General features: G+C 65.1%; 24 protein-coding genes. 16 read left to right on the forward strand and 8 right to left on the reverse strand.

All coding sequences use genetic code 11. The features are described 5' to 3' along the window. Positions 1-42: 42 nt before the first annotated feature. Complete coding sequence (locus tag ACS13N_RS08075) at positions 43-1,542, reverse strand: PLP-dependent aminotransferase family protein (protein ID WP_438932813.1); 1,500 nt, start codon at positions 1,540-1,542, stop codon at positions 43-45. 154 nt (positions 1,543-1,696) lie between these two features. On the opposite strand from ACS13N_RS08075, the gene gabT reads away from it, so the two are divergent. Beyond that, positions 1,697-2,989, forward strand: coding sequence for a 4-aminobutyrate--2-oxoglutarate transaminase (gene gabT, locus ACS13N_RS08080; RefSeq protein WP_438931169.1), 1,293 nt, complete (start codon positions 1,697-1,699; stop codon positions 2,987-2,989). Positions 2,990-2,993: 4 nt separating this feature from the next. Further along, positions 2,994-4,493, forward strand: coding sequence for an NAD-dependent succinate-semialdehyde dehydrogenase (locus tag ACS13N_RS08085; RefSeq protein WP_438931170.1), 1,500 nt, complete (start codon positions 2,994-2,996; stop codon positions 4,491-4,493). A 59-nt stretch (positions 4,494-4,552) separates the two neighbouring features. Here the strand turns inward: ACS13N_RS08085 and ACS13N_RS08090 are convergent, their stop codons facing one another. Further along, a complete protein-coding gene (locus ACS13N_RS08090; protein WP_438931171.1) occupies positions 4,553-5,116 on the reverse strand; it encodes a carboxymuconolactone decarboxylase family protein in 564 nt (187 codons plus the stop codon). 61 nt (positions 5,117-5,177) lie between these two features. Between ACS13N_RS08090 and ACS13N_RS08095 the strand changes: the two genes are divergently transcribed. The 4 genes from ACS13N_RS08095 (at position 5,178) to ACS13N_RS08110 (ending at position 8,490) form a co-directional block, all read left to right on the forward strand. Beyond that, on the forward strand, positions 5,178-5,516 hold the full coding sequence (locus tag ACS13N_RS08095) for a winged helix-turn-helix transcriptional regulator (RefSeq protein ID WP_438931172.1): 339 nt from the start codon (positions 5,178-5,180) through the stop codon (positions 5,514-5,516). Positions 5,517-5,799: 283 nt separating this feature from the next. Next, complete coding sequence (metX, locus tag ACS13N_RS08100; RefSeq protein ID WP_438931173.1) at positions 5,800-7,005, forward strand: homoserine O-succinyltransferase MetX; 1,206 nt, start codon at positions 5,800-5,802, stop codon at positions 7,003-7,005. Next, entirely contained in the window at positions 7,002-7,640 is a 639-nt protein-coding gene (gene metW, locus ACS13N_RS08105) for a methionine biosynthesis protein MetW (protein WP_438931174.1), read from the forward strand. Before metX ends, metW begins: the two co-directional genes overlap by 4 nt. Positions 7,641-7,743: 103 nt before the next feature. Then, positions 7,744-8,490, forward strand: coding sequence for a tetratricopeptide repeat protein (locus tag ACS13N_RS08110; RefSeq protein WP_438931175.1), 747 nt, complete (start codon positions 7,744-7,746; stop codon positions 8,488-8,490). A 74-nt stretch (positions 8,491-8,564) separates the two neighbouring features. On the opposite strand, the gene ACS13N_RS08115 is transcribed toward ACS13N_RS08110, so the two are convergent. Both ACS13N_RS08115 and ACS13N_RS08120 read right to left on the reverse strand, forming a co-directional pair. After that, positions 8,565-8,759 carry a YbdD/YjiX family protein gene (locus ACS13N_RS08115; protein ID WP_438931176.1) on the reverse strand — a complete coding sequence of 65 codons (195 nt, stop codon included), beginning with the start codon at positions 8,757-8,759 and terminating at the stop codon, positions 8,565-8,567. Between the two features lie 67 nt (positions 8,760-8,826). Next, positions 8,827-10,884 (reverse strand): carbon starvation CstA family protein, encoded by a 2,058-nt coding sequence (locus ACS13N_RS08120; protein ID WP_438931177.1) that lies wholly within the window; start codon positions 10,882-10,884, stop codon positions 8,827-8,829. A gap of 280 nt (positions 10,885-11,164) precedes the next feature. On the opposite strand from ACS13N_RS08120, the gene ACS13N_RS08125 reads away from it, so the two are divergent. Together ACS13N_RS08125 and ACS13N_RS08130 are read left to right on the forward strand one after the other, a co-directional pair. Further along, positions 11,165-12,607, forward strand: a complete 1,443-nt coding sequence (locus tag ACS13N_RS08125; protein WP_438931178.1) for a cache domain-containing protein — start codon at positions 11,165-11,167, stop codon at positions 12,605-12,607. Further along, positions 12,604-13,236 carry a response regulator gene (locus ACS13N_RS08130; RefSeq protein WP_438931179.1) on the forward strand — a complete coding sequence of 211 codons (633 nt, stop codon included), beginning with the start codon at positions 12,604-12,606 and terminating at the stop codon, positions 13,234-13,236. The genes ACS13N_RS08125 and ACS13N_RS08130 overlap by 4 nt, the downstream gene beginning before the upstream one ends. Here ACS13N_RS08130 and denD read toward each other — a convergent pair. Further along, complete coding sequence (gene denD, locus ACS13N_RS08135; RefSeq protein ID WP_438931180.1) at positions 13,233-14,213, reverse strand: D-erythronate dehydrogenase; 981 nt, start codon at positions 14,211-14,213, stop codon at positions 13,233-13,235. The genes ACS13N_RS08130 and denD overlap by 4 nt on opposite strands. Positions 14,214-14,346: 133 nt before the next feature. On the opposite strand from denD, the gene ACS13N_RS08140 reads away from it, so the two are divergent. The 6 genes from ACS13N_RS08140 to otnI all read left to right on the forward strand — a co-directional run bounded on the left by ACS13N_RS08140 (position 14,347) and on the right by otnI (position 20,231). After that, complete coding sequence (locus ACS13N_RS08140) at positions 14,347-15,063, forward strand: FadR/GntR family transcriptional regulator (RefSeq protein WP_438931181.1); 717 nt, start codon at positions 14,347-14,349, stop codon at positions 15,061-15,063. Between the two features lie 14 nt (positions 15,064-15,077). Beyond that, positions 15,078-15,989 carry an L-threonate dehydrogenase gene (gene ltnD / locus ACS13N_RS08145; RefSeq protein WP_438931182.1) on the forward strand — a complete coding sequence of 304 codons (912 nt, stop codon included), beginning with the start codon at positions 15,078-15,080 and terminating at the stop codon, positions 15,987-15,989. Continuing rightward, positions 15,986-17,299, forward strand: coding sequence for a 3-oxo-tetronate kinase (gene otnK / locus ACS13N_RS08150; protein WP_438931183.1), 1,314 nt, complete (start codon positions 15,986-15,988; stop codon positions 17,297-17,299). Before ltnD ends, otnK begins: the two co-directional genes overlap by 4 nt. Continuing rightward, on the forward strand, positions 17,296-17,940 hold the full coding sequence (gene otnC / locus ACS13N_RS08155) for a 3-oxo-tetronate 4-phosphate decarboxylase (RefSeq protein WP_438931184.1): 645 nt from the start codon (positions 17,296-17,298) through the stop codon (positions 17,938-17,940). The genes otnK and otnC overlap by 4 nt, the downstream gene beginning before the upstream one ends. 162 nt (positions 17,941-18,102) lie before the next feature. Then, the gene (locus tag ACS13N_RS08160; RefSeq protein ID WP_438931185.1) at positions 18,103-19,419 is read left to right on the forward strand and encodes an MFS transporter; all 1,317 of its coding nucleotides are present in this window, start codon (positions 18,103-18,105) and stop codon (positions 19,417-19,419) included. Between the two features lie 23 nt (positions 19,420-19,442). Next, the gene (gene otnI, locus ACS13N_RS08165; RefSeq protein ID WP_438931186.1) at positions 19,443-20,231 is read left to right on the forward strand and encodes a 2-oxo-tetronate isomerase; all 789 of its coding nucleotides are present in this window, start codon (positions 19,443-19,445) and stop codon (positions 20,229-20,231) included. Positions 20,232-20,303: 72 nt separating this feature from the next. Here the strand turns inward: otnI and ACS13N_RS08170 are convergent, their stop codons facing one another. Beyond that, entirely contained in the window at positions 20,304-20,768 is a 465-nt protein-coding gene (locus ACS13N_RS08170; protein WP_438931187.1) for a DUF3617 domain-containing protein, read from the reverse strand. Positions 20,769-20,947: 179 nt separating this feature from the next. On the opposite strand from ACS13N_RS08170, the gene ACS13N_RS08175 reads away from it, so the two are divergent. Next, the gene (locus ACS13N_RS08175) at positions 20,948-21,301 is read left to right on the forward strand and encodes a hypothetical protein (RefSeq protein ID WP_438931188.1); all 354 of its coding nucleotides are present in this window, start codon (positions 20,948-20,950) and stop codon (positions 21,299-21,301) included. Positions 21,302-21,386: 85 nt separating this feature from the next. Here ACS13N_RS08175 and ACS13N_RS08180 read toward each other — a convergent pair whose 3' ends face one another. Together ACS13N_RS08180 and ACS13N_RS08185 are read right to left on the reverse strand one after the other, a co-directional pair. After that, complete coding sequence (locus ACS13N_RS08180; protein WP_438931189.1) at positions 21,387-22,217, reverse strand: winged helix-turn-helix domain-containing protein; 831 nt, start codon at positions 22,215-22,217, stop codon at positions 21,387-21,389. 864 nt (positions 22,218-23,081) lie between these two features. Next, positions 23,082-24,950 (reverse strand): phosphoenolpyruvate carboxykinase (GTP), encoded by a 1,869-nt coding sequence (locus ACS13N_RS08185; RefSeq protein WP_438931190.1) that lies wholly within the window; start codon positions 24,948-24,950, stop codon positions 23,082-23,084. Between the two features lie 448 nt (positions 24,951-25,398). Here ACS13N_RS08185 and ACS13N_RS08190 point away from each other — a divergent pair, with 448 nt between their 5' ends. Then, a complete protein-coding gene (locus ACS13N_RS08190) occupies positions 25,399-26,427 on the forward strand; it encodes a D-2-hydroxyacid dehydrogenase family protein (RefSeq protein WP_438931191.1) in 1,029 nt (342 codons plus the stop codon). Positions 26,428-26,443: the final 16 nt, after the last annotated feature.

Below are 26,443 nucleotides of genomic sequence, written 5' to 3' on the forward strand. Positions count from 1 at the left end.
CGCTCAAGAAAAAAGCCCCGCATCTGCGGGGTTTTTTTGCGCTCAACCGATCGTTCGCACCGCCTCCGCCAGCGTGTGAAAACGCGCAGCAATGTGCTCGGTCTCCACGTGACCGTAGCCGAGCAGAAGTCCGGGCTGGCGACGTGCATCGTCCTGGTAGTAACGCGAGAGCGGGCGCGTGACGACATCATTGGCGAGCGCCATGTCCGCAACGGCCACGTCGTTGGTGCCGGCCGGCAGCCCGAGCACGAGGTGCAGGCCCGATGCGCCGTCATGCACGGGCAGCGACTCGCCGAACTCGTTGGCGATCGAGGCAAGCAGCGTTTCGCGCCGCTCCGCATACACACCGCGCATGCGCCGGATGTGCGAGACGAAATGGCCCTCCGCAATGAAGTCCGCCAGCACCGCCTGCGTGAGGATCTGGCCGCCGCGGAACATCTCTGAGAGCCCCGTCGCAAAGGCATCGGCCAGCGCTGGCGGCACCACCAGATAGCCGATCCGCAGACTCGGGAACAGCACCTTCGAGAACGTGCCCATGTAGAGCACGCGCCCACCTTCATCCAGGCCTTGCAGGGAGGGCAATGGGCGGCTGCCGTAGCGGAATTCGCTGTCGTAGTCGTCTTCAACGATCCACGCGTCGGTGGCGTGTGCGGTTGCGAGCAGCGCGCGGCGGCGCGCCAGGCTCATCACCGAACCGAGTGGGTATTGGTGCGAGGGCGAGACCACCATCAGCTTGGGCGGCTTGCCGCGCTGGCGCGTGCGTGCGGGCACGTCAAAGCGCATGCCTTCATCGTCCACCGGCAGCGGCACGGTGCGGATGCCCGCAGCGGTGAGTACGCTGCGCACGCCCCAGTAGCCGGGATCTTCGATCCAGGCGCTGTCACCGGCATCGCACAGCAGTTGCGCGATGAGCTGGAGCGACGGGTGGATGCCCGCGGTGATGATGATCTGCTCGGGCTCGCAACGCACACCGCGTGCAGTGCGCAGGTAGTCGGCGAGCGCGGTGCGCAGCGGCAGATAACCGGCGCCCACCGGATACGTCAGCAACGCGGGCGAGGGTTTGCGCAGCAGCCGGTTGTGCAGCCGCGACCAGATGCGCGCGGGAAACATCCGCACTTCCGGCACGCCCGGCATGAAGGCACCCCATTGGCGTGAGCTGGCACCCGCATCGCGCACCAGTGCGCGGCCCCGCGTGGAGAGCATCGGTGCGATGGGTTCAGTGGCTTCCGCAACCTCAGCGATGGGGGCCGTTGGCACAGGCGCGGCATCCAGCCGGTCTGGTGCGGTATCGGCGACGAAGGTGCCGCTGCCAACGCCTGCCGACACGTAGCCCTCCACGCCCAACTGCTCGTACACGTGGATGACCGTGTTGCGCGCGATGCCCAGCTCGGTCGCCAACTGGCGTGACGATGGCAGGCGCGTGCCCGGTTGCAGTTCGTCGCGCAGGATGCCCTCCTGCAGCGCGCGGTATAGGCGGCGGTGGTCGGGCTCGCCGCTGGCGTCGGCGCGGTCGAAGCGGCGCTGCAGGTAGTCGACCAGCATGCTGGCGCGGTGAGCGGGGGAATGGTCGGCCATGGCGGGTTGTGGAGCCGAAGTGGTTCCATCAGAAAAACGCGATTGGGTCTCATTGTACGGGGCCAATGACTGCCACACTGGCCTCCATCGCATCTTTTTTGACCCAACACACCCCAACGCCATGAACGCCCGAGATCCGCAACAAGCGCCGCAACAGAACGCCCAATGGAATGCCCGCCGCCTCGCTGCCACCCCGCGCGGCGTGGGTGTGATGACCGACCGCTATGCCGAACGTGCCGAGAACGCCCTGTTCTGGGACGTGGAAGGCCGCCGCTACATCGACTTCGCGGCCGGCATTGCCGTGGTCAACACGGGGCACCGTCATCCGCGCCTGGTGCAGGCTGTGCGTGAGCAGCTCGACCACTTCACGCATACGGCGTATCAGATCGTGCCGTACGGCTCGTCCGTCGAGTTGGCTGAGCGCCTGAATGCGGTCACGCCCGGCACGCACGCCAAGAAGACCGCGTTCTTCACCACGGGCGCCGAGGCTGTTGAGAACGCCATCAAGATCGCCCGTGCGCACACGGGCCGTCCGGGCGTGATTGCGCTCACGGGCGCCTTCCATGGCCGCACGTTCATGGGCATGTCGCTTACGGGCAAGGTCGTGCCGTACAAGACGGGATTTGGTCCGTTCCCGGGCAGCATCTATCACGTGCCGGCGCCGGTCGCGCTGCATGGCGTGAGCACACAGGATTCGCTCGATGCCATCGGCCGCCTGTTCAAGGCCGACATCGACCCGCGCCAAGTCGCAGCCATCATCTTCGAGCCGGTGCAGGGCGAGGGCGGTTTCTACCAGATGCCCGCCGACTTCGTGCGCGCCGTGCGTGCGCTGTGCGATGAGCACGGCATCGTGATGATTGCCGATGAAGTGCAGACCGGCTTTGCCCGCACTGGCAGGCTGTTTGCCATGGAGCACACCGGCGTGCTGCCGGACCTGATGACGATGGCCAAGGGGCTGGCCGGCGGTCTGCCGCTGTCGGCCGTCACTGGCCGTGCGGAAATCATGGACGCACCGGCGCCGGGTGGCCTGGGTGGTACGTACGCGGGTAACCCGCTGGCCGTGGCCGCAGCCCATGCGGTGCTCGACATCATTGCCGATGAGAAGCTGTGCGAACGCTCTGCCGCGTTGGGTGCACGTCTGGTCGATGCACTCAACGCCATGAAGCCCAAGCAACCGCGCATTGCCGAAGTACGTGGTGTGGGCGCGATGGTTGCTGTGGAGTTCAATACGCCGGATGGCAAGCCCGACGCCGACTTCACCAAGCTCGTGCAGCAACGTGCGCTCGACGCCGGCCTGCTGCTGCTGTCGTGCGGCGTGTACGGCAACGTGATCCGCTTCCTGTTCCCGCTCACGATTGAAGATGCGGTGTTCGAAGAGGGCCTTGTCATCTTGCAACGCGCACTGGAGGGCTGACAGCATGACCCGCACTGATGTGTCGAGCGCACCCGCTGCACCGATCGCGCTCAAAGACCCGGGCTTGTGGCGCACGCAGGCGTTTCTCGCCGGCACGTGGGCCGATGCCGATGATGGCGCCACGCGCGATGTGACCGACCCCGCCACCGGTCGCAAGATCGGCACCGTACCTGGCATGGGCGCGGCCGAAACGCGCCGCGCCATCGACGCCGCACAGGTTGCACAGCGCGCCTGGCGCAAGGTGCCGGCGCGCGAGCGTTCGAAGATCTTGCGCAAGCTCGCCGACCTGATGATGGACCACCAGCAGGATCTCGCTGCCATCCTCACGGCCGAGCAAGGCAAGCCGCTGCCCGAAGCCGCGGGCGAGATCGCCTACGCCGCATCGTTCATCGAGTGGTTTGCCGAAGAGGCACGCCGCGTGTACGGCGACACGATTCCCGCGCCGCAGAGCGATCGCCGCATCGTCGTGACCAAGGAGCCGATCGGCGTGACGGCCGCCATCACGCCGTGGAATTTCCCGATCGCGATGATGACGCGCAAGGTGGGCCCGGCGCTGGCGGCGGGTTGCTCGATGGTGGTCAAGCCCGCGCTTGAGACACCCTATTCCGCGCTGGCCTTTGCCGAGCTGGCTGTGCGTGCGGGTGTGCCGGCGGGTTTGCTCTCCGTCGTCACCGGCGACTCGCAGGCGATTGGCGGTGAGCTGACCTCCAACACCATCGTGCGCAAGCTGAGCTTCACGGGCTCCACGGGTGTCGGCAAGTTGTTGATGCGCCAATGCGCGGAAGACATCAAGAAGCTCTCGCTCGAACTGGGCGGTAACGCGCCCTTCATCGTGTTTGACGATGCGGATGTCGATGCTGCCGTGGAAGGCGCGATGATCGCCAAGTATCGTAATGCCGGCCAGACCTGTGTGTGCGCCAACCGCTTCTACGTGCAGCGCGGCATCTACGACACGTTTGCCGCCAAGCTGGCCGACGCCGTGCGCGCATTGCGCGTGGGCAACGGCACCGAGCCGGGCGTGCAGCAGGGCCCGCTGATCCACATGCGTGCGATGGACAAGGTGCGTCAGCATCTGGACGATGCCGTGTCGCAAGGTGCGCGCGTGCTGGTGGGTGGCAAGCCGCATGCGCTGTCCGCACAGGGCGGCGCGTTCTTCGAGCCGACCGTGGTGGTCGATGCCAAGCCCGGCATGCTGGTCGCGCATGAAGAGACCTTCGGCCCGCTGGCGGCGCTCATCCCCTTCGACGCCGAGGATGAAGCAGTGGCCGCTGCCAACGACACCGAGTTCGGCCTGGCCGCGTATTTCTACACGCGTGACCTGGGCCGTGCGTGGCGCGTGTCGGAGGCGCTGGAGTCAGGCATGGTCGGCGTCAACACGGGGTTGATCTCGACGGCGGAAGCGCCGTTTGGCGGCGTCAAGCAATCGGGCCTGGGCCGCGAAGGTTCCAAGTACGGCATCGACGAGTACCTAGAGATCAAGTACATCAACATGGCCGGCCTGTAAGCAGGCACAGAACAGCAGCACGTGCGCCCCGCGCTTGATCTTCGCCTTTGCGGCGAAGGTCAGGCCGGGGCGTTTTCCGTTGATGGAAAGCGCCGTGCGAAGTCTTCCAGCGGCAGCCGCAGGACGTTGGTGAGATAGCTCACCGTGCGGTAGAAACCCGCGAGCATCAGCAGTTCGAGCACAGCGTCGTCGCTGTAGTGGGCTTTCATGCGCGCCCACAGCGCGTCGTCGATATCGCAGGCATCGTGCAGGGCATCGCAGAGTTGCAGCAGCGTGGCCTCGTGCGGTTGCCAGCAGGCGTCGGTCGGATCGCCGTGCACCAGTGAGCGGATCTGCGCTTCAGTCAGGCCGGCGGCATCGCCAAAGATGGCGACATGCACACCCCATTCGTACTCGGAGCCGCAGCGCGCGGTGGTACGGTCGATCACGAGTTCGCGGTCCCGCAGGCTGAGGTGTCCTTTGTCCAGCAGGCCGCCCGCGAAGAATTTGCCGGCCAGTCGCTCGTCGCGGGCCAGCGTTGTGAATAGCGTCAGCGGCGGTTGTCCGCGCATGACTTGGTCGATGGTTTTCTGGGTCGACGCAGCGAATGGCGGCGTTGCCGGGGCAATACGGGCGGTTTCCATGCAGTCTCCTGCGCTATGATTTTCATAGTAAACGTAGAAAATTTGCTATGGAAAGTAAAGCATGAAGACGCCACTTCCCGGTCAGGCCGTGCGCGGCTCGGATTCCGGCCGCCCGATCATGGCGGCGCTGGACCTGTTCGGCCGTCGCGGCACGCTGCGCATCATCTGGGAATTGCGCGCCGGCCCGCTGAACTTCCGGGCGTTGCAGGATGCGGCGGATACCAACCCGGCGGTGCTCAACACGCGCCTCAAGGAGTTGCGTGCGGCGAGGCTGGTCGATCACGACGAGGGCGGATACCGCCTCACCGACGCATGCGTGGAGCTGCAGGCACTGCTCATGCCGCTCCATGCCTGGGCCGAGCGCTGGGCGTCAACGCTGGGTCATGACGCAGCTGATTGATCGCCGCGCTTTCGACAGAGCATAACGAGACGACACAACGGCACGGCCGCATTGTTCGGCGCTTGCTCTATAATCACCACTTCCTGACGCGCCGATTTGACGACTGGCTTGCGGGCGCGCGGGAGTCCTGGCTGCACGAATGTGGTTCGGGCTCTCATTACAAATGCGGCTAAAGAGGTTCGGTCAGAACGTGGGTAGTGAAGGTAAGCGCCCCACGTGCGCCACATGAGAACCCGATTGGTTGCGATATCAGCGTTGCCGGTCGGGTTTTTTCTTTGGTGCCATGACAGAACTTCAGGCGGCCTCCGCAGATGCTGCGGCAGTGACCGAGACACCTCCTCCAGCGGCACACAAGGGCAAACCAGCCAACGCCATCGGCCTGGTTGTGCCCGAGCGCATGCACTTTGCCGAGCCGCTGCCGCTGCGCAACGGCTCGCAGATCACCGGCTACGACCTGATGGTCGAGACCTATGGCACGCTCAACGCCGACCGCTCCAACGCCGTGCTCATCTGCCACGCGCTCAATGCTTCGCACCACGTGGCGGGTGTGCATGCGGAAGGCGAAGTCGGCTGGTGGGACAACATGGTCGGCCCCGGCAAGCCGGTGGATACCAATCGCTTCTTCGTCATCGGGGTGAACAACCTCGGTTCGTGCTTCGGTTCGACCGGCCCGATGAGCCCGCATCCGGAGACGGGTGCCCCGTACGGCGCACGCTTCCCCGTGGTGACGGTGGAAGACTGGGTGAACGCCCAGGCGCGCGTGGCCGATCGCTTTGGCATCAAGCAGTTCGCGGCGGTGATGGGCGGCAGCCTCGGTGGCATGCAGGCGCTGGCGTGGAGCCTGATGTATCCGGAGCGCGTGCGGCATTGCGTCGTGGTGGCGTCCACGCCCAAGCTGTCGGCGCAGAACATCGCCTTCAACGAGGTGGCGCGCAGCGCGATCCTGTCCGACCCCGACTTCCACGGGGGCGATTACTACGCGCACAACGTCAAGCCCAAGCGCGGCCTGCGCGTGGCGCGCATGATCGGCCACATCACGTATCTGTCGGATGAGGACATGGCGTCCAAGTTCGGCCGCGAACTGAAGGCCGAAGACATCCGCTTCTCGTTCGACGTCGAGTTTCAGGTGGAAAGCTACCTGCGCTATCAGGGCGACAAGTTTGCCGAGTACTTCGACGCCAACACGTACCTGCTGATCACGCGCGCGCTGGATTACTTCGACCCTGCGCTGGCCTACGGCGGCAACCTGACCAAGGCTGTCGCGCACACGCAGGCCAGCTACCTCGTCGTCAGCTTCACGACCGATTGGCGCTTCGCCCCCGCGCGCAGCCGCGAGTTGGTCAAAGCGCTGCTCGACAACAAGCACCGCGTGACCTACGGCGAGATCGAGGCCCCGCATGGCCACGACGCCTTCCTCTTGGAGGACGCGCGTTACCACGCCCTGGTACGCGCCTACTACGAACGCATCGCCCAGGAGATCGGCGCATGACTACGCAAACGCTGCCCCCTGCTGGTGCCCCCTCGGCGGTGCCGAACATCCTGGCTGACCGTGCGGATTTCCGCGCAATCGCCCGCTGGATCGAACCGAACTCCACGGTGCTCGACCTGGGTTGCGCCGACGGCAGCCTGCTGCGCGTGCTGCAGGACGAGCTGGACGTGCAGGCCTACGGCATCGAGATTGACGACGCCGGTGTGCTGGCCACCGCCAAGAAGGGCGTGCAGGTGATCCAGCAGAACCTTGAGGGTGGTCTGGCACTGTTCGAGGACAATAGTTTCGACGCCGTCATCCTCTCGCAGACGCTGCAGACCATCCACAACACCGCACAGGTGCTGCGCGAGATGCTGCGTGTGGGCCGTGAGTGCATCGTGTCGTTTCCGAACTTCGGGTACTGGCCGCACCGGCTGTCGATCTTCCGCGGGCGCATGCCGGTATCGGAATCGCTGCCGTACGAGTGGTACGACACGCCTAACGTGCGCGTGCTGACCATCCGTGACTTTGAGGCGCTGGCGTCCAAGGTAGGGCTGTTGATTCTCGATCGTGTTGTGCTGCACGAGGGCAGCGTGGTGCGCTGGGGCGCCAACTGGCGCGGCAGCGTGGCGGTGTACCGGGTGCGCGCAGCCTGATTGCCTTGGCATGCATGTGGGGTTTGGGTGTGGCAGTTTGAGCGCACCCGCGCGCAGCAGGTTGGCGCGCTACACTGGGTTATCTTCCGGTGAGGAGCGCGCGATGAGCAGACAGACCCAGCGCAGAGTCCCGCGCATGCTGCAGGCAGTATTGGTGTTGGCGATGAGCGCGGCCATGCCGGTCGCGCTTGCCGCGACCTCGCCAAAAGATGCGCAGGGCGATGCCGCCGCCCTCACCCAGATCGCCATCGCACACTACGAGCAGAATGAATTCGGCCACGCCTTCGACGAATTTGCCGAGGCAGCGCAACGCGGCAACCGCCTTGCGCAATTCAACTACGCAATGATGCTGATGCGCGGCGAAGGTACCGTCGCCCGCCCCGAAGAAGCCGTCAAATGGCTGCGCCGCGCCGCCGATAACCAGATGACCCACGCGCAGTTTGCCTACGGTGAGTTGTACGAGCGCGGCGAGCTGGTACCGCGCTCCCTGGAGGAAGCCAACAAGTGGTATGAGCGTGCTGCCACTGGCGGACACGTCGAAGCGCAGCGTGCGCTGGCCACCAACTACTTCACCGGCCGTGGCGTGCTGCGCGACTACGGGCGCGCCTTCGCTTGGTACAGGAAGGCCGCGGAGGGTGGTGATGCGCCCTCACAGTACATCGTGGGCAGCTACTACGAGCGCGGTGAACCCGGCGTGGTGCCGCAGGATATCGAGCAAGCCAAGAACTGGTATGGCAAGGCCGCCGCACAGGGCGACATTGGCGCGTTGGCCAAGTTGCGCGAACTGGTGGAGAAGACCTATCGGGCCAAGCATGGCGATCCGCCCACGGCCGCGCGCCCATCCATGTAGCGCAGGCATGAAAAAACCGCCGGGATGGCTCCATGCACCGGCGGTTTGTTTTTGCAGCGTTCGATCTGCCGTGGTCAACAACAGCGGCCTACGCGGCCCTTGTAGCGCGCGTCCTGGCGTTCGCGAAAGAACGCCTCGTACGTCATGACGGGCTGGCCGGGATGGGTCTCCTGCATGTGGCGTACGTAGGTGTCGTAGTCCGGCACCCCCACCATCAGGCGCATCGCCTGGCCGAGGTAGCGGCCGAGGGTTTCGATTTGTTCGCGCATGCGGGCGCTCCTTGCAAGACAGCGGCACGTACATGGCGTGCCGCTTCACCAGTGTTGAGCTTCAGTTTTAGTTGGCGCCCAGCACTTCGTACGGCGTTTCGTTGACGGTCGGGCGGTTCGCCGCGCGCGCTTTGAGCACCGTGCGCACGCCGTACCAACCGATGCTGACCACCACCAGGACGAACAGGCCGCACAGGAAGGCGTCGATGCGATCGTTCAGCACGATCTGCTGCATCTGCGCCACCGACTTGGCCGGAGCCAACAGCTTGCCCTCGGCAATCGCGCCAGCGTACTTGTTGGCGTGCGCCAGGAAGCCGATCTTCGGGTCCGGATCGAACAGCTTTTGCCAACCGGCGGTGAGCGTGCAGATCAGCAGCCACGCGGTCGGCAGCAGCGTCACCCACACGTAGCGGTCACGCTTCATCTTGACCAGCACGCAGGTGCCGAGCGTGAGCGCAATCGCGGCCAGCATCTGGTTGGAGATGCCGAACAGCGGCCACAGCGTGTTGATGCCGCCCAGCGGATCGACCACGCCCTGGTACAGGAAGTAGCCCCACAGCGCGACGGTCGCGGCCGTGGCGATCAGGTTGGCGACCAGCGAATCCGTGCGCTTCAAGGCCGGCACAAACGTGCCCAGCAAATCCTGCAGCATGAAGCGGCCAGCACGTGTGCCCGCGTCCACGGCGGTCAGGATGAACAGCGCCTCGAACAGGATCGCGAAGTGGTACCAGAAGGCCATCATGGTCTGACCGCCCACCACCTGGTGCAGGATGTGCGCCATGCCAACGGCCAGCGTCGGTGCGCCGCCTGCACGGGCGAGGATGGTGTTTTCACCTACATCCTTGGCGGTCTGGATCAGCACATCCGGGGTGATGACGAAGCCCCAGGTGGACAGCGTCTGTGCCACCGCATCCGGCGTGGCACCCACGAGTGCCGCTGGGCTATTCATCGCGAAATACACGCCCGGGTTGATGACCGAAGCGGCCACCAGCGCCATGATGGCGACGAACGATTCCATCAGCATCGCGCCGTAGCCGATGAAGCGCGCCTGTGTTTCGTTCTCCAGCAGCTTGGGCGTGGTGCCCGACGAGATGAGCGAGTGGAAGCCCGACACCGCGCCGCATGCAATGGTGATGAACAGGAACGGGAACAGGTTGCCCGACCACACCGGGCCACCGCCGGCCGCGAACTGCGTGAGCTGCGGCATCTGCATCTTCGGCGCCACGATCAGGATGCCGATGGCCAGCGCGATGATCGTGCCGATCTTCAGGAACGTCGACAGGTAATCACGCGGCGCCAGCAGCAGCCACACCGGCAGCACCGAGGCGACAAAGCCGTAACCGATCAGCATCCACGTCAGCGCCTTGCCGTCGAACGTGAACAGCGGCGCGAGCGCGGCATTCTCATGCACCGCCTGACCGCCGATGATGGCCAGCATCAGCAGCACGAAGCCGATGATCGACACCTCGCCGATGCGGCCCGGGCGGATGTAGCGCACGTACACGCCCATGAACAGCGCGATGGGAATCGTCGCGGCCACGGTGAACGTGCCCCACGGCGAGCCGACCAGCGCCTTCACCACGATCAGCGCCAGCACGGCCAGGATGATGATCATGATGAGGAACGCGCCAAACAGCGCGATCACGCCGGGCACCGTGCCCATCTCGCTCTTCACGAGGTCGCCCAGCGAGCGCCCATCGCGGCGGCTGGAGATGAACAGCACGATGAAGTCCTGCACCGCGCCGGCAAACACCACGCCGGCCAGAATCCACAGCATGCCCGGCAGATAGCCCATCTGCGCGGCCAGCACAGGGCCCACCAGGGGGCCGGCACCGGCAATGGCCGCGAAGTGGTGGCCGAACAGCACGTACTTGTTGGTGGGGACGTAATCGAGCCCGTCGTTATGACGCCAGGCGGGCGTCTTGCGGGTGCCGTCCAGGCCGAGCACCTTGTCGGCAATGAAGCGGCTGTAGTAGCGATATGCGATCAGATAGATGCACACGGCGGCCACCACCACCCAGAGCGCGCTGACTGCCTCGCCGCGCGCAAGCGCAACGGTGGCAAAGGCAGACGCGCCAAGAATGGCGACGACCAGCCAGATCAGGTGTTGCCTGACGAAGCTCATGTCGGTCTCCTCGAACCTTGGTCGAAGCGGGATGTGGGCTCATCCCTGCGGGTTGATCCTGCCGATCCTGTCGCTCTCGCGTTGTCGGCAAGGTTTGCACGCAGTCCGTTGGCCTGAGTTGGCCGGACAGCGAGGCCGTGTAGTATTTGCCAGCCTCAGTGCCCGCCACAAGCGGAGGACTACGCAGCGTATGTCCGTAGTACTACGCAGGCCATGTGATTCCCAATCGAATACGCGCCCGAACCTTACGATGTTGCGATGCAAGGTGCCGCGCCCTGCCATGAAGCTCCGCCAGAAGATCCTGCTCCTCGCCGTTGCGCCGCTGACCATCGCCATGTTGGCGATCATGCTGACCGTGCGGCATCAGTCGATCGCGCTGGCGCAGCATGAGCGGCAACTGGTGGAGTCCGCCTACCTGCAGGCCAAGGAGACCGAGCTGCGCGCCTATGTGAAGCTCGCGCAGAGCGCCATCGCCCCGCTCGTCGCCTCGGGCCGCGACGATGAGGCCACGCGCGACGAAGCCATGCGCACCCTCGCCCGCCTCGACTTCGGCACCGACGGCTACTTCTTCCTCTACGACATGCGTGGTCGCAACCTGATGCACCCGCGCCAACCCGAGCTGGTCGGCCGTGACCTGTGGGACCTGACTGACGCTGGCGGGCAGCCCACGATCCAGAAGCTGGTCGCGGCCGCGCAGAACGGCGGCGGCTTCGTGCGCTACATGTGGGACAAGCCCTCCACGCACCAGAGCGTGCCCAAGCTCGGCTATGTGGAGCCGATTCCGAAGTGGGGCTGGATGGTCGGCACCGGCCTCTATCTGGATGACATCGAGCAGACGCTGCGCCAGATCGATCAACGTGCGCAGACCAATATCGACCAGACGCTCGCATGGGTGGTGGCCATCGCAGCCATCAGCATCCTGCTGGTGGCGGGCAGCGGTTTGGCGCTCAACGTGAGCGACCATCGCGAGGCGGACGCCAAGTTGCGCCAGCTCGCGCAGCAGGTGGTGCGCTCTCAGGAAGACGAGCGCGCGCGTGTCTCGCGTGAGCTGCACGACGGCATCAGCCAGGTGTTGGTGTCGACCAAGCTGCTGCTCGAAACGGCGCACGGTCATCTGGAGGCGCAGCCCGCGAAAACGGCTGCCACTGACAAGGCCACCGGCATGCTGCGCCGCGCGCTCGATCGCCTGAATGGCGCACTGGGCGAAGTGCGGCGCGTGTCGCACAACCTGCGCCCTGCGCTGCTGGATGATTTGGGTTTGGCTGCTGCGCTGGAGTTGCTCGTGCGCGAAACACGCGAAGCGCATGAAGACCGCCAACCGGGCTTCGCCATCGTGCTGGAACTTGTCGGGCCGGCCGTGCAGTTGCCGGATGCCTGCAACACGGCGCTGTTCCGCATCGCACAGGAAGCCATCTCCAACGTCGAGCGCCACGCCACGCATGCCACGCGCATCGGCGTGCTGCTGGAGAACGACATCGATGCCGTGCGCTTGTCCATTCGCGACAACGGTTCGGGCTTCGATGTCGAGTCCGTGCAGGTGGACCCTGAGCATGGCATCGGCCTGCGCAATATGCGTGAGCGCATGGCTGCGCTGGGCGGCACCTGTACCATTGTTTCCGACGTGCACGGCACGGAAGTCTGTGCCGTGCTGCCGCACATCGTCATCGCTCAACTGGCCGCTGTTACTTCGGCCGCCTCCACCGCTCTGTCCGCATCCGCATGAACACGCCTGTCAAATTGCTTCTCGTCGACGATCACCCGCTGGTGCGCGATGGTGTGCGCGTGCGGCTGGAGGCCGTGCCGCATTTCGAAGTGGTGGGCGAAGCCGGCGATGCGCAGGGCGCGCTCGAAGCCGCGCGCACGCTGTCGCCGGACCTGGCGCTGATGGACATCGGCATGCGCGGCATGAACGGTATCGCGCTCACCGAAAAGTTTGCCGAGCAGTTTCCGGAGATCGCCGTGCTGGTGCTGTCGATGCACGACAACCTGGAGTACGTGCGCCAGGTGATCCGTGCCGGTGCGCGCGGTTACGTGCTCAAGGATGCGCCCGCCAGTGAACTGGTCGAGGCCATCGATGCGGTGTTGGCTGGCCGTGCCTTCTACAGTGCACAACTCGCGATGCGCATGGCCGAGCAGGCCGTCATGCCCACGCCCGTTGAGGCGCTCACACCGCGCGAGCGCGACATCCTCGATGGCATCGCCAAGGGTTACGCCAACAAGCGCATTGCTGACGAGTTAGGCCTGTCGGTGCGCACGGTGGAGTCGCATCGCCTGAACCTCAAGCGCAAGCTCGGCATCGAGGGCCAGGCGGAACTGGTGAAGTTTGCGGTGGAGCTGGGGAAGGGGCGTTAGCGCGCCACGGCATCCACGTAGTCGCGCACCATCGCCTCGAACGAGGTGTCGCGGCCGAAGCCCATCGCGTCGGCGCGGGCGGTATCGAAGCGCGCCGGCCAGCTCTGCACGATGGCCTTGATGCGCGCGTCAGGCTCCCAGCGGATGCGGGAGACCGGCGCGTCGCCCGCCACCTTGCGCAGCGCCTCGACCATCTCACCGACCCGCACGGTGATGCCCGGCAGATTGAGCGAACGGCGATTGCCCCACGTCGATGCTGGCAGCGTGTAGGCGTGCAGCAGTGAGGCCACCACTTGACGCGGCGAGGCGAGCCACAGTTCGGTCTCGGCCTCCACCGGGCAGATGGCGTCAACGCCTGCCAGCGGCTCGCGGATGATGCCGCTGGCAAAGCTCGACGCCGCGCCATTCGGCTTGCCCGGGCGCACCGAGACCGTCGGGATGCGCACGGCGCGGCCATCGATGTAGCCCTTGCGCGAGTACTCGCCCACCAGGAATTCGCCCATCAGCTTCTGCACGCCGTACGAGGCTTGTGGCGTAGCCGCTGTGTCGTCGGTCACGATTGCCGGCAGTTGGCCGCCGAACACCGCCACCGAGCTGGCGAACAGCACCCGGGGCGCGCGACCCGTCTTGGCCTGCTGCGCACGCAACGCGTCGAGCAGCGCGCGCGTGCCATCCAGGTTCACACGCATGCCGAGGTCGAAATCCGCTTCCGCCGTGCCGCTCACCACGGCGGCCAGATGGAACACGCCGCCCACGTTTTCATCGATCACCTGGGCGATGAGGGCGGGGTCCGACGCATCGCCGGCCACGTAGCGCACACGCGGGTCAGCAATCTGACCGGCCACCTGGTCCAGCACGATGAAGGTATCGACCGGTTGCGGCGTGCCGTCCGGACCGGGCAGGCCGGGTGCCGCAAGCAGTGCCGCCAGCACGCGCTGGCCCAGGAAACCGGCGCCGCCGGTGATGACGATGTTCATGGTGTCTCCTTGTTGCCGAACGTGGATCGCCCGGCGTTTTGATCGATGCCTAGGGTAAACAGGGATGAAGCTCTGCGGCTCAACTTGTATGATGACACGACGAATTTACGCTTGCCAAGCCATCCCGATCCCTATGTTTGAACGACTTGACGCCGCGCCATCCCTGTCCGACCGCGTGGCCCAGACCCTGATGGACAAGATCGACGCCGGCGAACTGCGCCGCGGCGAACGCATGCCGTCTGAGACCGTGCTCGGCCAGGAATTCGGCGTGAGCCGCACGGTGATCCGCGAGGCGATCTCGCGCCTGCGTCACGAAGGCGTGGTCGAGGCGCGCCAAGGTAGTGGCGTGTACGTCACACAGCAGGCCGGGCTCAAGCCGCTGCGCATCGACGCGGCGCAGGCCGGGTCGATCGACGCCGTGCTGCACATCATCGAACTGCGTCGCGCGCTGGAGGCCGAAGGCGCCGCACTGGCCGCCCAGCGCCGCACCGACGCGCAGATGATCGAGATCGATGCAGCACTCGACAGCATCGACGCCGCCGTCGCCACCGGCGGTGATGGCGTGGCCGAAGACCTGCGCTTTCACCGCGCCATTGCGGCGGCCAGCGGCAATCCATTCCTCGTGCAGGCACTCGGCTTCTTCAGCCAGTACCTGGAAGAAGCGATTGGCGTGACGCGCAGCAACGAAGCGCGCCGCGAAGACTTCGCCCGCCAGGTGCGCGACGAGCACCGCGCGATGGTTGAGGCCATCCGCGCCCGAGATGCGCTGGCTGCACGCAACGCCGCGCAGACCCACATGTTCAACGCCGCACGTCGCCTGGCCGAGGGCCGGGACGCTGCGCAAGACTGATTCAGGAGCACTGCATGACGCAATCGACGGCTGACCGGACGGTCGGCGTGATCGGACTCGGCGCCATGGGCTTGGGCATTGCCAAGACCCTGCGCCACAACGGCTACACCGTGCATGCCTGCGACGCGCGCCCCGGCGCCGCAGCCGAGTTCGCCAAGGAAGGCGGCGTGGCCTGCGCAACGCCTGTCGAGGTGGCGGGCAGCGTGGACGTGGTCGTCTCAGTGGTGGTCAATGCTGCGCAAACCGAAACGGTGCTGTTTGGCGAGAACGGCGCGGCCGCCGCCATGCAGCCGGGCAGCACGTTCGTGATGTGCTCCACGGTGGACCCGAACTGGTCGATCGCGCTGGAAGCGCGCTTGGCGCAAGGCGGCATCCTGTACGTGGACGGCCCCATCTCCGGCGGTGCCGCCAAGGCCGCCTCGGGCCAGATGACGATGATGACCTCGGCCACGCCCGCCGCCTATGCCGCCGCAGGCCATGTGCTCGACGCCATGGCCGGCAAGGTCTACCGCCTGGGCGACAAGGCGGGCGCGGGCAGCAAGGTCAAGATCATCAATCAACTCCTTGCCGGTGTGCACATTGCCGCAGCTGCCGAAGCGATGGCCCTGGGCCTGCGCGAAGGCGTGGAAGCCGACGCGCTGTACGAGGTCATCACCCACAGCGCGGGCAACAGCTGGATGTTCGAAAACCGCATGGCCCACGTGCTGGCCGGTGACTACACGCCGCTGTCCGCCGTCGACATCTTCGTCAAGGACTTGGGGCTCGTACTCGATACGGCGCGGGCGACCAAATTCCCGCTGCCGCTGGCCGCCACCGCGCACCAGATGTTCATGCAGGCGTCTACCGCCGGTTACGCCCGGGAAGACGACTCCGCTGTCATCAAGATCTTCCCGGGTATCACGCTGCCGGAGGGCAAGTCGGCATGAGCGCTGCGCAGATTTCCCGCCCCGTGCTCGGTTGCATCGCCGATGACTTCACCGGTGCGACCGATCTGGCCAACATGCTCGTGCGCGCGGGCATGCGGACCGTACAGACCATTGGTGTGCCACAGGCTGGCGATGAGGCCATCGCCGCCGATGCGGATGCCATCGTCGTCGCGCTCAAGTCGCGCACGATTCCGGCGGCCGATGCCGTGCAGCAGTCGCTCGCCGCGCTGCGCTGGCTGCGTGTGCAAGGCTGCTCGCGTTTCTTCTTCAAATACTGCTCGACCTTCGATTCCACCGACGACGGCAACATCGGCCCTGTGGCCGAGGCGTTGATGGCTGAACTGGGGACGGACTTCACGCTGGCCTGCCCGGCGTTTCCGGAGAACGGCCGCACGATCTTCCGTGGCCATCTGTTTGTGGGCGACGTGCTGCTCAACGCGTCGGGCATGGAGCACCACCCGCTCACGCCGATGCGCGATCCGAACCTCGTGCCGGTGCTCGCGCGCCAGAGTGCGGGCAAGGTCGGCCTGCTGCGTTACGACGCGGTCATGCGCGGTGCCCAAGCGGCGCGCGACCAGGCCAAACAACTGCGCGCCGACGGTGTGAAGCTGGCAATTGCCGATGCGATCTCCAATGACGACCTGATCGTGCTGGGCGAAGCGTTTGCCGATCTGCCGCTGCTGACGGGGGGCTCGGGGTTGGCGCTTGGCCTGCCCGCGCAGTACCGCCGCACCGGCCTCATTACCGAGCACGGTGACGCTGCGCAACTGCCGTCCGTGGTCGACTCGGCCATCGTGCTGTCAGGCAGCTGCTCGCGTGCGACGAACGCGCAGGTGGCGCACTGGCGCGCCGCGCGCCCCGCGTTCCAGATCGATCCGCTGGCGTTGGCCGAAGGTCAGCCGGTGGTGGTCGAGGCGCTCGACTTTGTGCACCGCCACGCAGGCCAGACGGTGTTGGTGTACGCCACCAGTGCCCCGGAGCAAGTGGCCCGCGTGCAGCAGACGCTGGGCGTGGAGCGCGCCGGCAAGCTGGTCGAAGACGCGCTTGGCCGTATCGCCCGTGCGCTGCATGCCGATGGCGTGCGCCGCTTCGTGGTGGCCGGCGGTGAGACCTCGGGCGCGGTCGTGCAGGCGCTGGATGTGCGGGCGCTGCGCATCGGCCCGCAGATCGATCCGGGCGTGCCCTGGACTGCCACCATTGACAGCGATCCGATCGCGCTGGCGTTGAAATCTGGCAACTTCGGCACCGTCGATTTCTTCGAGAAGGCGCTCGCGCAACTTGCACAGGTCACGGTGGAGACGACAGCGTGAGCACCGCCAACGAAAGCGCGCTGCGCGAAGAAATCGCGCGCGTGGGCCAGAGCCTGTATGCGCGCGGCTACACCGTCGGCACGGCGGGCAACATCAGCGCGCGCTTGCCCGACGGCTGGCTCATCACGCCCACCGACGCCTGCCTCGGCACGCTGGACCCGGCGCGCATCGCCAAGGTCAGCACGGCGGGCGAGTGGGTCAGCGGCGACAAGCCCTCCAAGACGCTCGCCCTGCATCGCGGCATCTACGACCGCAATACCGACGCGCACGCCGTGGTGCACACGCATTCGACGCACCTGGTGGCGCTCACGCTGGCCGGCGTCTGGCGCGAGGCCGACGTGCTGCCGCCCATCACGCCGTACTACGTGATGAAGGTTGGCCACGTGCCGCTCATCGCGTACCAACGCCCCGGGCATCCGGATGTGGCCGCGCAGATTGCCGCGCTGGCTACTGAGGTGCGCGCCGTGCTGCTCGATCGCCTGGGCCCCGTGGTGTGGCACAGCTCGGCATCGAACGCGGCCTATGCGCTGGAAGAACTGGAAGAAACCGCCAAGCTTTGGCTGATGACGGAGCCAAAGCCCGCACCGCTGTCAGATGCGCAGATCGACGAGCTGCGTCAGACGTTCGGGGCCCGCTGGTAGGAACCTGCCCACGATCCTACTGCGCGACCCGATCTTGCCCCTGCGATGCTCGCCGTACCCGTGTACGGCTGCGCTTCTCGGGCCAACCTCGGGCCGTTCGCTACGGATCGTGAACAGGTTCTAAGCACCACGGGCCCACATAAAACCTAGATTGGAGACCACATGAACACCTCCACCGCCACCACGGCGGCGTTGCCTGCGCACGCCGTTTCAAAAGAAGACAGCGTGTACGCACGCGTGTCGCGCCGCATCGTTCCGCTCATCATGCTGTGCTACGTGGTCGCGTATCTCGACCGCGTGAACGTCGGCTTTGCGAAGCTGCAGATGTCGCAGGCGCTGAATTTTTCCGAGACGGTGTATGGGTTGGGTGCCGGTATCTTCTTCCTCGGCTACTTCCTCTTCGAGGTACCGAGCAACCTGCTGATGAACAAGATCGGCGCGCGCATCTGGATCGCGCGGATCATGATTACGTGGGGGCTGATCTCGGGCGCATTCGCCTTCGTGCAGACGCCCACGCAGTTCTACGTGATGCGTTTCCTGCTGGGCCTGGCGGAAGCCGGCTTCTACCCCGGCATCATCCTGTACCTGACGTACTGGTACCCGTCGCACCGCCGTGCGCGCATCGTGGCGATGTTCATGGCGGCCATTCCCATCTCGGGCATCTTCGGCAATCCGCTGTCGGGCTGGATCATGAGCGCGTTCCACGACAACGGCGGCTGGCAGGGCTGGCAGTGGATGTTCGTGATCGAAGCCATCCCCGCTGTGCTGATCGGCCTGCTGGTGCTGTGGAAGTTTGATGACAGCATCCGCAAAGCCAAGTGGCTGAGCGAAGACGAGAAGCAGATCCTCGAAGCCAACATCGCCGCCGACAACAAGGGCAAGACGGAACACCCCGGCATTGGCAAGGTGTTCTCCGACCCGCGCGTGTGGGGCATGAGCCTGATCTACTTCGCCTTCGTGATGGGCCAGTACGGGCTGACGTTCTGGATGCCGACACTGGTGAAGAATGCCGGTGTGAAGGACACCTTCATGGTGGGCGTGCTCTCCGCCATTCCGTACGTCTGCGCGGCGATCACCATGGTGCTGATCGGCCGCAGCGCCGATGCGCGCCGCGAGCGCCGCTGGCATCTGGTCGTGCCTGCGCTGATGGGTGCTGTCGGTTTTGCAGTGGTGGCGACGGCAGGCAACAACGTGGCCCTGTCGATCGTGTTCCTGTCGCTGGCAGCAGCCGGTGTGCTGACCTGCGCGCCACTGTTCTGGTCGCTGCCGACAGCCTTCCTGCAAGGCACGGCCGCTGCTGCTGGCATTGCCGCCATCAACTCGGTGGGCAACTTGGCCGGCTTCGTGAGCCCCTATATGATCGGTGCCCTCAAGGACATGACCGGCAGCACGTCTGCGGGCATGTATGCACTGGCCGGCGTGCTGGTGCTCGGTTGTATCGCCGTGCTGCGTACGCCAGCCAAGTTGGTCAACAAATAAGCAATCGTCTTCAGAGGTTTGTCATGCCACGCTTTGCCGCCAACCTGTCCATGATGTACCAGGAGCACGCGTTCCTTGACCGCTTTGCCGCCGCGGCAAAGGACGGCTTCGAGGGTGCGGAGTTTCTCTTCCCCTATGACTTCGACAAGACGGAGATCAGCACCCGTCTTCACGACGCGGGCCTCCAGCAGGCGCTGTTCAATGCGCCCCCGGGCGACTGGGCGGGCGGCGAACGCGGCATCGCCTCGCTGCCTGGGCGCGAAGACGAATTCAAGCGCGGCATTGCGACGGCGCTGGAGTATGCGCAGGTGCTCGGCAACAAGCGCCTGCACGTGATGGCCGGTCTGCTGCCTGCTGGTGCCGATCGCGCACGCCATCAAGCCACCTACGTGAGCAACGTCGCCTATGCCGCGCGCGAGGCCGAAGGCGCGGGCATCACCATCGTGCTGGAGCCGATCAACACGCGCGATATGCCCGGCTTTTTCCTGACGCACCAGGCGCAGGCGCATGCGGTGTGCAAGGAGGTTGGCGCGCCCAACCTGAAGGTGCAGTTCGACCTGTACCACGCGCAGATCATGGAAGGCGATCTGTCGGTCAAGCTCAAGCAGTACGTGGCCGATGTCGGCCACGTGCAGATTGCTGGCGTGCCCGATCGCCACGAGCCGGACGAGGGTGAGCTGAACTACCCGCACCTCTTCGCCTTGATGGATACGCTCGGCTACGACGGTTGGGTCGGCTGCGAGTACCGGCCGCGCGCCGGCACCAGCGAGGGGCTGGGCTGGCTCAAGCGTTGGCGCGAGCGCCAGCGCTGATCGGTTTCGCTGCAAAGAAAAACGGCCGGATGTGCGCAAGCGCTCCGGCCGTTGTCTGGTTGGCGCGTCGGCTTACGACTTGCACGCGCCCACGTAGCGTCCCTGATAACGGAAGCCGAGGGTCATTGGCCCGTACTGCGGATGCTGGGCGTGCCCCGTACCTGAGATGTCATAGCGCTCAGCGGTGAGCGGGCCACTGCCTTCCAGCGTACCTGCGCCGCCGCGTGCGCTGTCACTGCACGACACGGTGACCTTGAGCGTGCCGCCCGCGTAGTCCCAGCGGCTCAGCTGGCAGCCGGGCATCTCCTTGAGCATGTTGCGCTCCATCTTGGCGCGAACGTCGCCAGCGTCCTTGCTCGCCAGACACCCCTTGCTGACGATGGTGGAGATCTGGCGGCCATGCTCATCCGGGAGCACAACCGGCTTGCCGTTGACGGTATAGCTGGCCTTGTCTTCCCACAGCCCCGGTTTCACCTCTTGTGCATGGACGCAGACGGCCAGGCCGGCCAGCAATGCTCCACTCAACCACGATTTCATGCGTGTTCTCCCCACGATGTTGGAATGTCGGCGGGCATCGTAGGGGCAATCGTGATGCCTCGCAATCGCTCGGAAAGCGTGTCCCTGCTTTTATGCTGGTTTAACAAACAGTTGCTAGACTCCGCGCGCCCCAGGGCGCTGGCCCGTGCGGCATTTGTGTAACCCAACGGAGGCCTTGCATGAAGCGTCCCCTCGTTATTCTGCTGGCCCTGCTGGGCACAGCGTTGATTGCGCAGGCCAAGGAAGATGTGCCGAATGACGCGACCCACCTGGGTCTGCGCGCCTTTGTCTACACCGCCTTTGCTGCCGTCAACAAGACAGATCAGATGCCGAAGTATCCGCACGGTCGCACCTTCACCACGGCGGACTTGTATGGCGGTGTAGCTGCGGCGATCCGGATTCGCGGCAAGGCATGTGCCAATGTGTCGGAGGCGCGCGCGATTGACGCTGGCGGTGAGCGGATCGATGTGCGTTGTACCGATGGCGGTAAGTATCGCGTGCTGACGGTGAGTGGCGAAGTTCAAAACGGATGAGATTGCGCCAACGCGTGACTCCGCTCCCGGCTTTGGCAGAGACAAAAACGGCGCCCCGAGAGGCGCCGTTTTGTTCCAGCCTTCGTCAGGCCGTCATCTGCATCGCCGCAGGACGCAGCGGCGAGCGTGCAAACGGTGTCTCGACGAGCGGTTCGGGCTTGCGCGAGGTCGTCATGTTCAGGCGATCGCCAATCGACTCGGCAGCCTGAGCGGCACCACCGCCCACCACCAGGCGGTACCCGCCGCCACGCACGGTCTGGATCAGGCCATCGCAAGGCGTGCCGGCCAGCGCCACGCGCAGCTTGCGCACGTGCACGTCGACGGTACGTTCACCCACGAAGACATGGTTGCCCCACACGCGGTCAAGCAGTTGCGTGCGCGAGTGCACGCGCTGCGGATGCGCGACCAGGAAGTGCAGTAAGCGGAATTCCAGCGGGCTGAGTGCGATGGCGCGCGGTCCGGTTTCGGTCTGTGCCGTCACGCCCAGCGTGAGCGGGTCGAGGCGCAGGCCGTTGACCTGCAGGATCTCGTCGCCTTGCTGCGGTGCGCGTCGGCGTAGCACGGCACGGATGCGGGCATGCAGCTCGCCGGTGTCGCACGGCTTGACGACGTAGTCGTCTGCGCCGGCATCCAGCGCTGCGATCTTGGCGCGTGCGTCGCCATGACGCGACAACACGATGACTGGCAGGCCGCGCGTTTGCGTGTTGGCGCGCAGCGCCAGCAGCATGTCGATCGACTCACGCTCGGGCCATGCCCACTCCATCACGAGCAAATCCGGCGTGGACGCCTGGATTGCGGCTTGCGCCTGCGCCGGGCTGTCGACGCGCAGGACATGATGTCCGCCGTCGCGCAGGGAAAATGACAAACGTTCGCCCTCTGCCTGGTCCTGTTCGACCAGCACGATCTGAGTACCCACTTGTAAAACCTCCCGTCTAACCAGCCGACACACTCCGGCGAGCAGCCTTGCGGCTGCGCTCTGCTGTCTGCGGTGCGCGTTGTTATCAAACCCATGCATGCGTTGCGCGTCTGCCTGCAGGTCGTTCTTGTCGGGCACCATTTGCCGGGGGCCACTAGGTGTGTGGGCCTGGCGCGCGATCGTCGTGTGCTGCTATCCCGGTGACGATCGGTGGCGGAGCCTCCTGGATGTTCCAGGGTGGTTTGGAAAGGATTCACAAGTCCATCGGCCCCCGCGCTGCGCGCCGCACAGTGCAATCGTTTGCACAGCGTGCGTCATCGCTCACGCGAGAACCGAACCGGCGCCCCCCCGAGCGCCGGGAGGATGGGGGTAAGCCCATCCGCACATGGCATTGACCTGCCTTCCTTTTCCGATTCCTTTTGTTTGGATACCCCCTCCGACTCAGTGAGAAAGGCTCCCGTTTTGCCGGATTATAAGAATCTCGTGCGAATTCGTCACGCACCATTTTTAAAAGTCGGTAATTTTTTAGGGGCGGTACATTTCGTGCAGGGTTGATTGACATGCGCGCTTCACAAAGCTATGCGGGGTAAGGGTCTTGGGGCGCATCATGCTTGCGACGATTCACGGTTAGCATAAATACATGGTGGTTATGTTTTGATTGGCATAATGCGCATTGACCTGTGCTTGATGGTATTTTTTACAACAGGATTTAATTAAATTTAAATCAAGTGGTCTGTTTTATCGAAAGGGGTAAATCGCGCAATTTAAACCTTTAGGATTACTGCTCGCTGCTTGAGCAAGTGTCGGCGGTGGGCGAAAAAAAAGCCCGCGCGAGGCGGGCTTCCTATGGAGCGGGAGCGAGCGTCAGCCTTGCAGGCGACCCTCCAGGCGCGCCTTCGCCTCCGGCAGCGCCTGCGGCAGGCCATGCGCCAACTGCGTGAACAGCTGATCGTGCAGCGCCAGTTCCTGCTGCCACGCGGCAGCGTCGACGGAGATCACCTTGGCGAACTGCTCAGCCGTGAAGTTCAGCCCATCCCAGCGCAGTTCTTCATAGCGCGGCGACACGCCAAAGGCATGCGCATCGCCCTGCGCCTGGCCTTCGAGGCGATCAATCATCCACTTCAGCACGCGCATGTTCTCGCCGAAGCCCGGCCACACGAACTTGCCGGCCTCGTCCTTGCGGAACCAGTTCACGCAGAAGATCTTCGGCAGCGTGGCGCCGCTGTTGGCAAGCTGGTCGCCCAGCTTGAGCCAGTGCGCGAAGTAGTCGGCCATGTTGTAGCCGCAGAACGGCAGCATGGCGAACGGGTCACGGCGCACCACGCCTTGCTGGCCGGCAGCGGCGGCAGTGGTTTCCGAGCCCATCGTGGCGGCCATGTACACGCCTTCAGTCCAATCGCGCGCTTCGGTGACGAGCGGCACGGTGGTCGAGCGGCGACCGCCGAAGATGAACGCATCAATGGGTACGCCGGCCGGGTTGTCCCATTGCGGATCGATCGACGGGCACTGCGAGGCCGGGGCTGTGAAACGCGCGTTCGGATGCGCGGCCTTGCGGCCGGTTTCCTTGCCAATCTCCGGCGTCCAGCTTTGGCCCTGCCAGTCGGTCAGGTGCGCGGGCACGGCGTCGGTCATGCCTTCCCACCACACGTCGCCGTCGTCCGTCAGCGCCACGTTGGTGAAGATGACGTTTTCCTTCAGCGTCGCCATCGCGTTGGGGTTGGTCTTCTCGCCCGTGCCCGGTGCCACGCCAAAGAAGCCCGATTCCGGATTGATGGCGTACAGGCGGGTCTGGCCGTCGGCGTCCTTGCGCGGCTTGATCCAGGCGATGTCGTCGCCGATGGTGGTCACTTTCCAGCCGTTGAAGCCGGCCGGCGGAATCAGCATCGCAAAGTTGGTCTTGCCGCAGGCCGACGGGAAGGCGGCGGCCACGTGGTACGTCTTACCTTCCGGCGAGGTCACGCCCAGGATCAGCATGTGCTCGGCCAGCCAGCCTTGGTCACGGCCCATGGTGGAGGCGATCCGCAGTGCGAAGCACTTCTTGCCCAGCAGCGCGTTGCCGCCGTAGCCGGAGCCAAACGACCAGATTTCACGCGTTTCCGGGAAGTGCACGATGTACTTGGTCGGGTTGCACGGCCACGGCACGTCTTTCTCGCCGGCAGCGAGCGGCTTGCCAACGGTGTGTACGCACGGCACGAAATCACCGTCGGTGCCCAGCACGTCATACACCGCGCGGCCCATGCGGGTCATGATGCGCATGTTGACGGCCACGTACGGGCTGTCCGACAGCTCCACACCAATGTGTGCGATCGGCGAGCCCAGCGGGCCCATCGAGAACGGCACCACGTACAGCGTGCGGCCACGCATGCTGCCGTCAAACAGGCCGTTCAGCGTCTGACGCATCTCGGCCGGGGCCGTCCAGTTGTTGGTGGGGCCGGCGTCTTCCTTTTTCTGCGAGCAGATGAAGGTGCGGTCTTCCACGCGCGCCACGTCCGACGGGTCCGACAGTGCCAGGAACGAGTTCTTGCGCTTGGCCGGGTTGAGCTGCTTCATCGTGCCGGCGGCCACCATCTCGGCGCACAGGCGGTCGTACTCTTCTTGCGAACCATCGCACCAGACGATGCGCTCCGGTTTGGTGAGCGCGGCGATTTCGCCCACCCACGCGATCAGTCGTGCGTGTTTGACGTAGTCAGGCACGTTCAATGCGGGCACGCCCTGCATCACGGGTTGATTCATGACCAAAACTCCAATGGAAGTGAAAAAGAAAGCGGCGGTAGATCAGCGCGGCAGTCCCGGTCGAGGCGCCCAGCGGCGGGGTGGAAAGCGATCGACGGCGCACCGTGAGCGGGCCGGATCAGCGATTTCCAGAGGGAGGGGCAACGCAGGCGGAGGGACAGGAGCCGTGCTGATTTCACATTCAGTTACAAAGCGGTTCGCTGCCGGAACGTGGGTTTTTCCGGGCGGCGGGGGCCGCGTGCGCTAAAGTGGCGGGACCAAGGTCAACAGACCCTAGAACAAGGACTCGTCACCAGCGGGGCAGCGCAAATTGCGTGCCCGCGGCGGGCAATTCCAAACGTCGACACGGATTGTTGGCAACAGCGGTCGTGCGACGAGGGATGGGAAGAATACCACCGCGAGGGATCGCTGTTTTTTGCTGCGCACCATTGTTCGAAGTGAGATGTCGATGAAGATTGCCGTACTGGACGACTACCAAGACGCTGTTCGCAAGCTGGATTGCTTCAGCCTGATGCAGGACCACGAAGTCAAAGTGTTCAACAACACCGTCAAAGGCGTGGGGCAATTGGCCGCACGCGTGGCGGACGTTGAAGCCATCGTGTTGATCCGGGAGCGTACGCGCGTGACGCGTCAGCTGCTCGACCGCCTGCCCAAACTCAAGATCATCAGCCAGACCGGCCGCGTGTCGCGCGATGCCGGCAGCCATATCGACCTGGATGCCTGTACCGACAAGGGCGTGGTCGTGCTTGAGGGCAAGGGCTCGCCGGTGGCGCCGGCCGAGCTGACCTGGGCGCTGGTGATGGCCGCGCAGCGGCGCATTCCACAGTATGTGGCGAGCCTCAAGCACGGCGCGTGGCAGCAGTCGGGACTCAAGTCGACGACGATGCCGCCCAACTTCGGCATCGGCCGCGTGCTCAAGGGCCAGACGCTGGGGATTTTTGGTTACGGCAAGATCGGCCAGCTTGTGGCCGGCTATGGCCGCGCCTTCGGCATGAACGTGCTGGTGTGGGGCCGTGAAGGCTCGCAGGAGCGCGCCCGTGCCGACGGCTTTGGCGTGGCGGAATCGAAAGAGGCGTTCTTCGAACAGTCCGATGTGCTGTCAGTCCACCTGCGCCTGAACGACGAGACGCGCGGCATCGTGACGGTGGCCGACCTCACGCGCATGAAGCCAACCGCCCTCTTCGTCAATACGAGCCGTGCCGAGCTGGTGGAAGAGAACGGCTTGGTGACCTCGCTCAATCGCGGGCGTCCGGGCATGGCTGCCATCGACGTGTTTGAAACGGAACCCATCCTGCAGGGCCACACCCTGCTGCGCATGGAGAACTGCATCTGCACGCCGCACATCGGCTATGTGGAGCGCGACAGCTACGAGATGTACTTCCGCGTCGCGTTCCAGAACATCCTCGATGTTTTGCAGGGCAACGTCGACAGCGTCGTCAACCCGACGGCGCTGGCGCCGGCGTTGATCCGCGCGTAACGCCAGCCGTTTCCGT

The sequence above is a fragment of the Ralstonia sp. 24A2 genome, from assembly GCF_051783885.1.
In the GTDB taxonomy this organism is placed as follows: Bacteria; Pseudomonadota; Gammaproteobacteria; order Burkholderiales; family Burkholderiaceae; genus Ralstonia.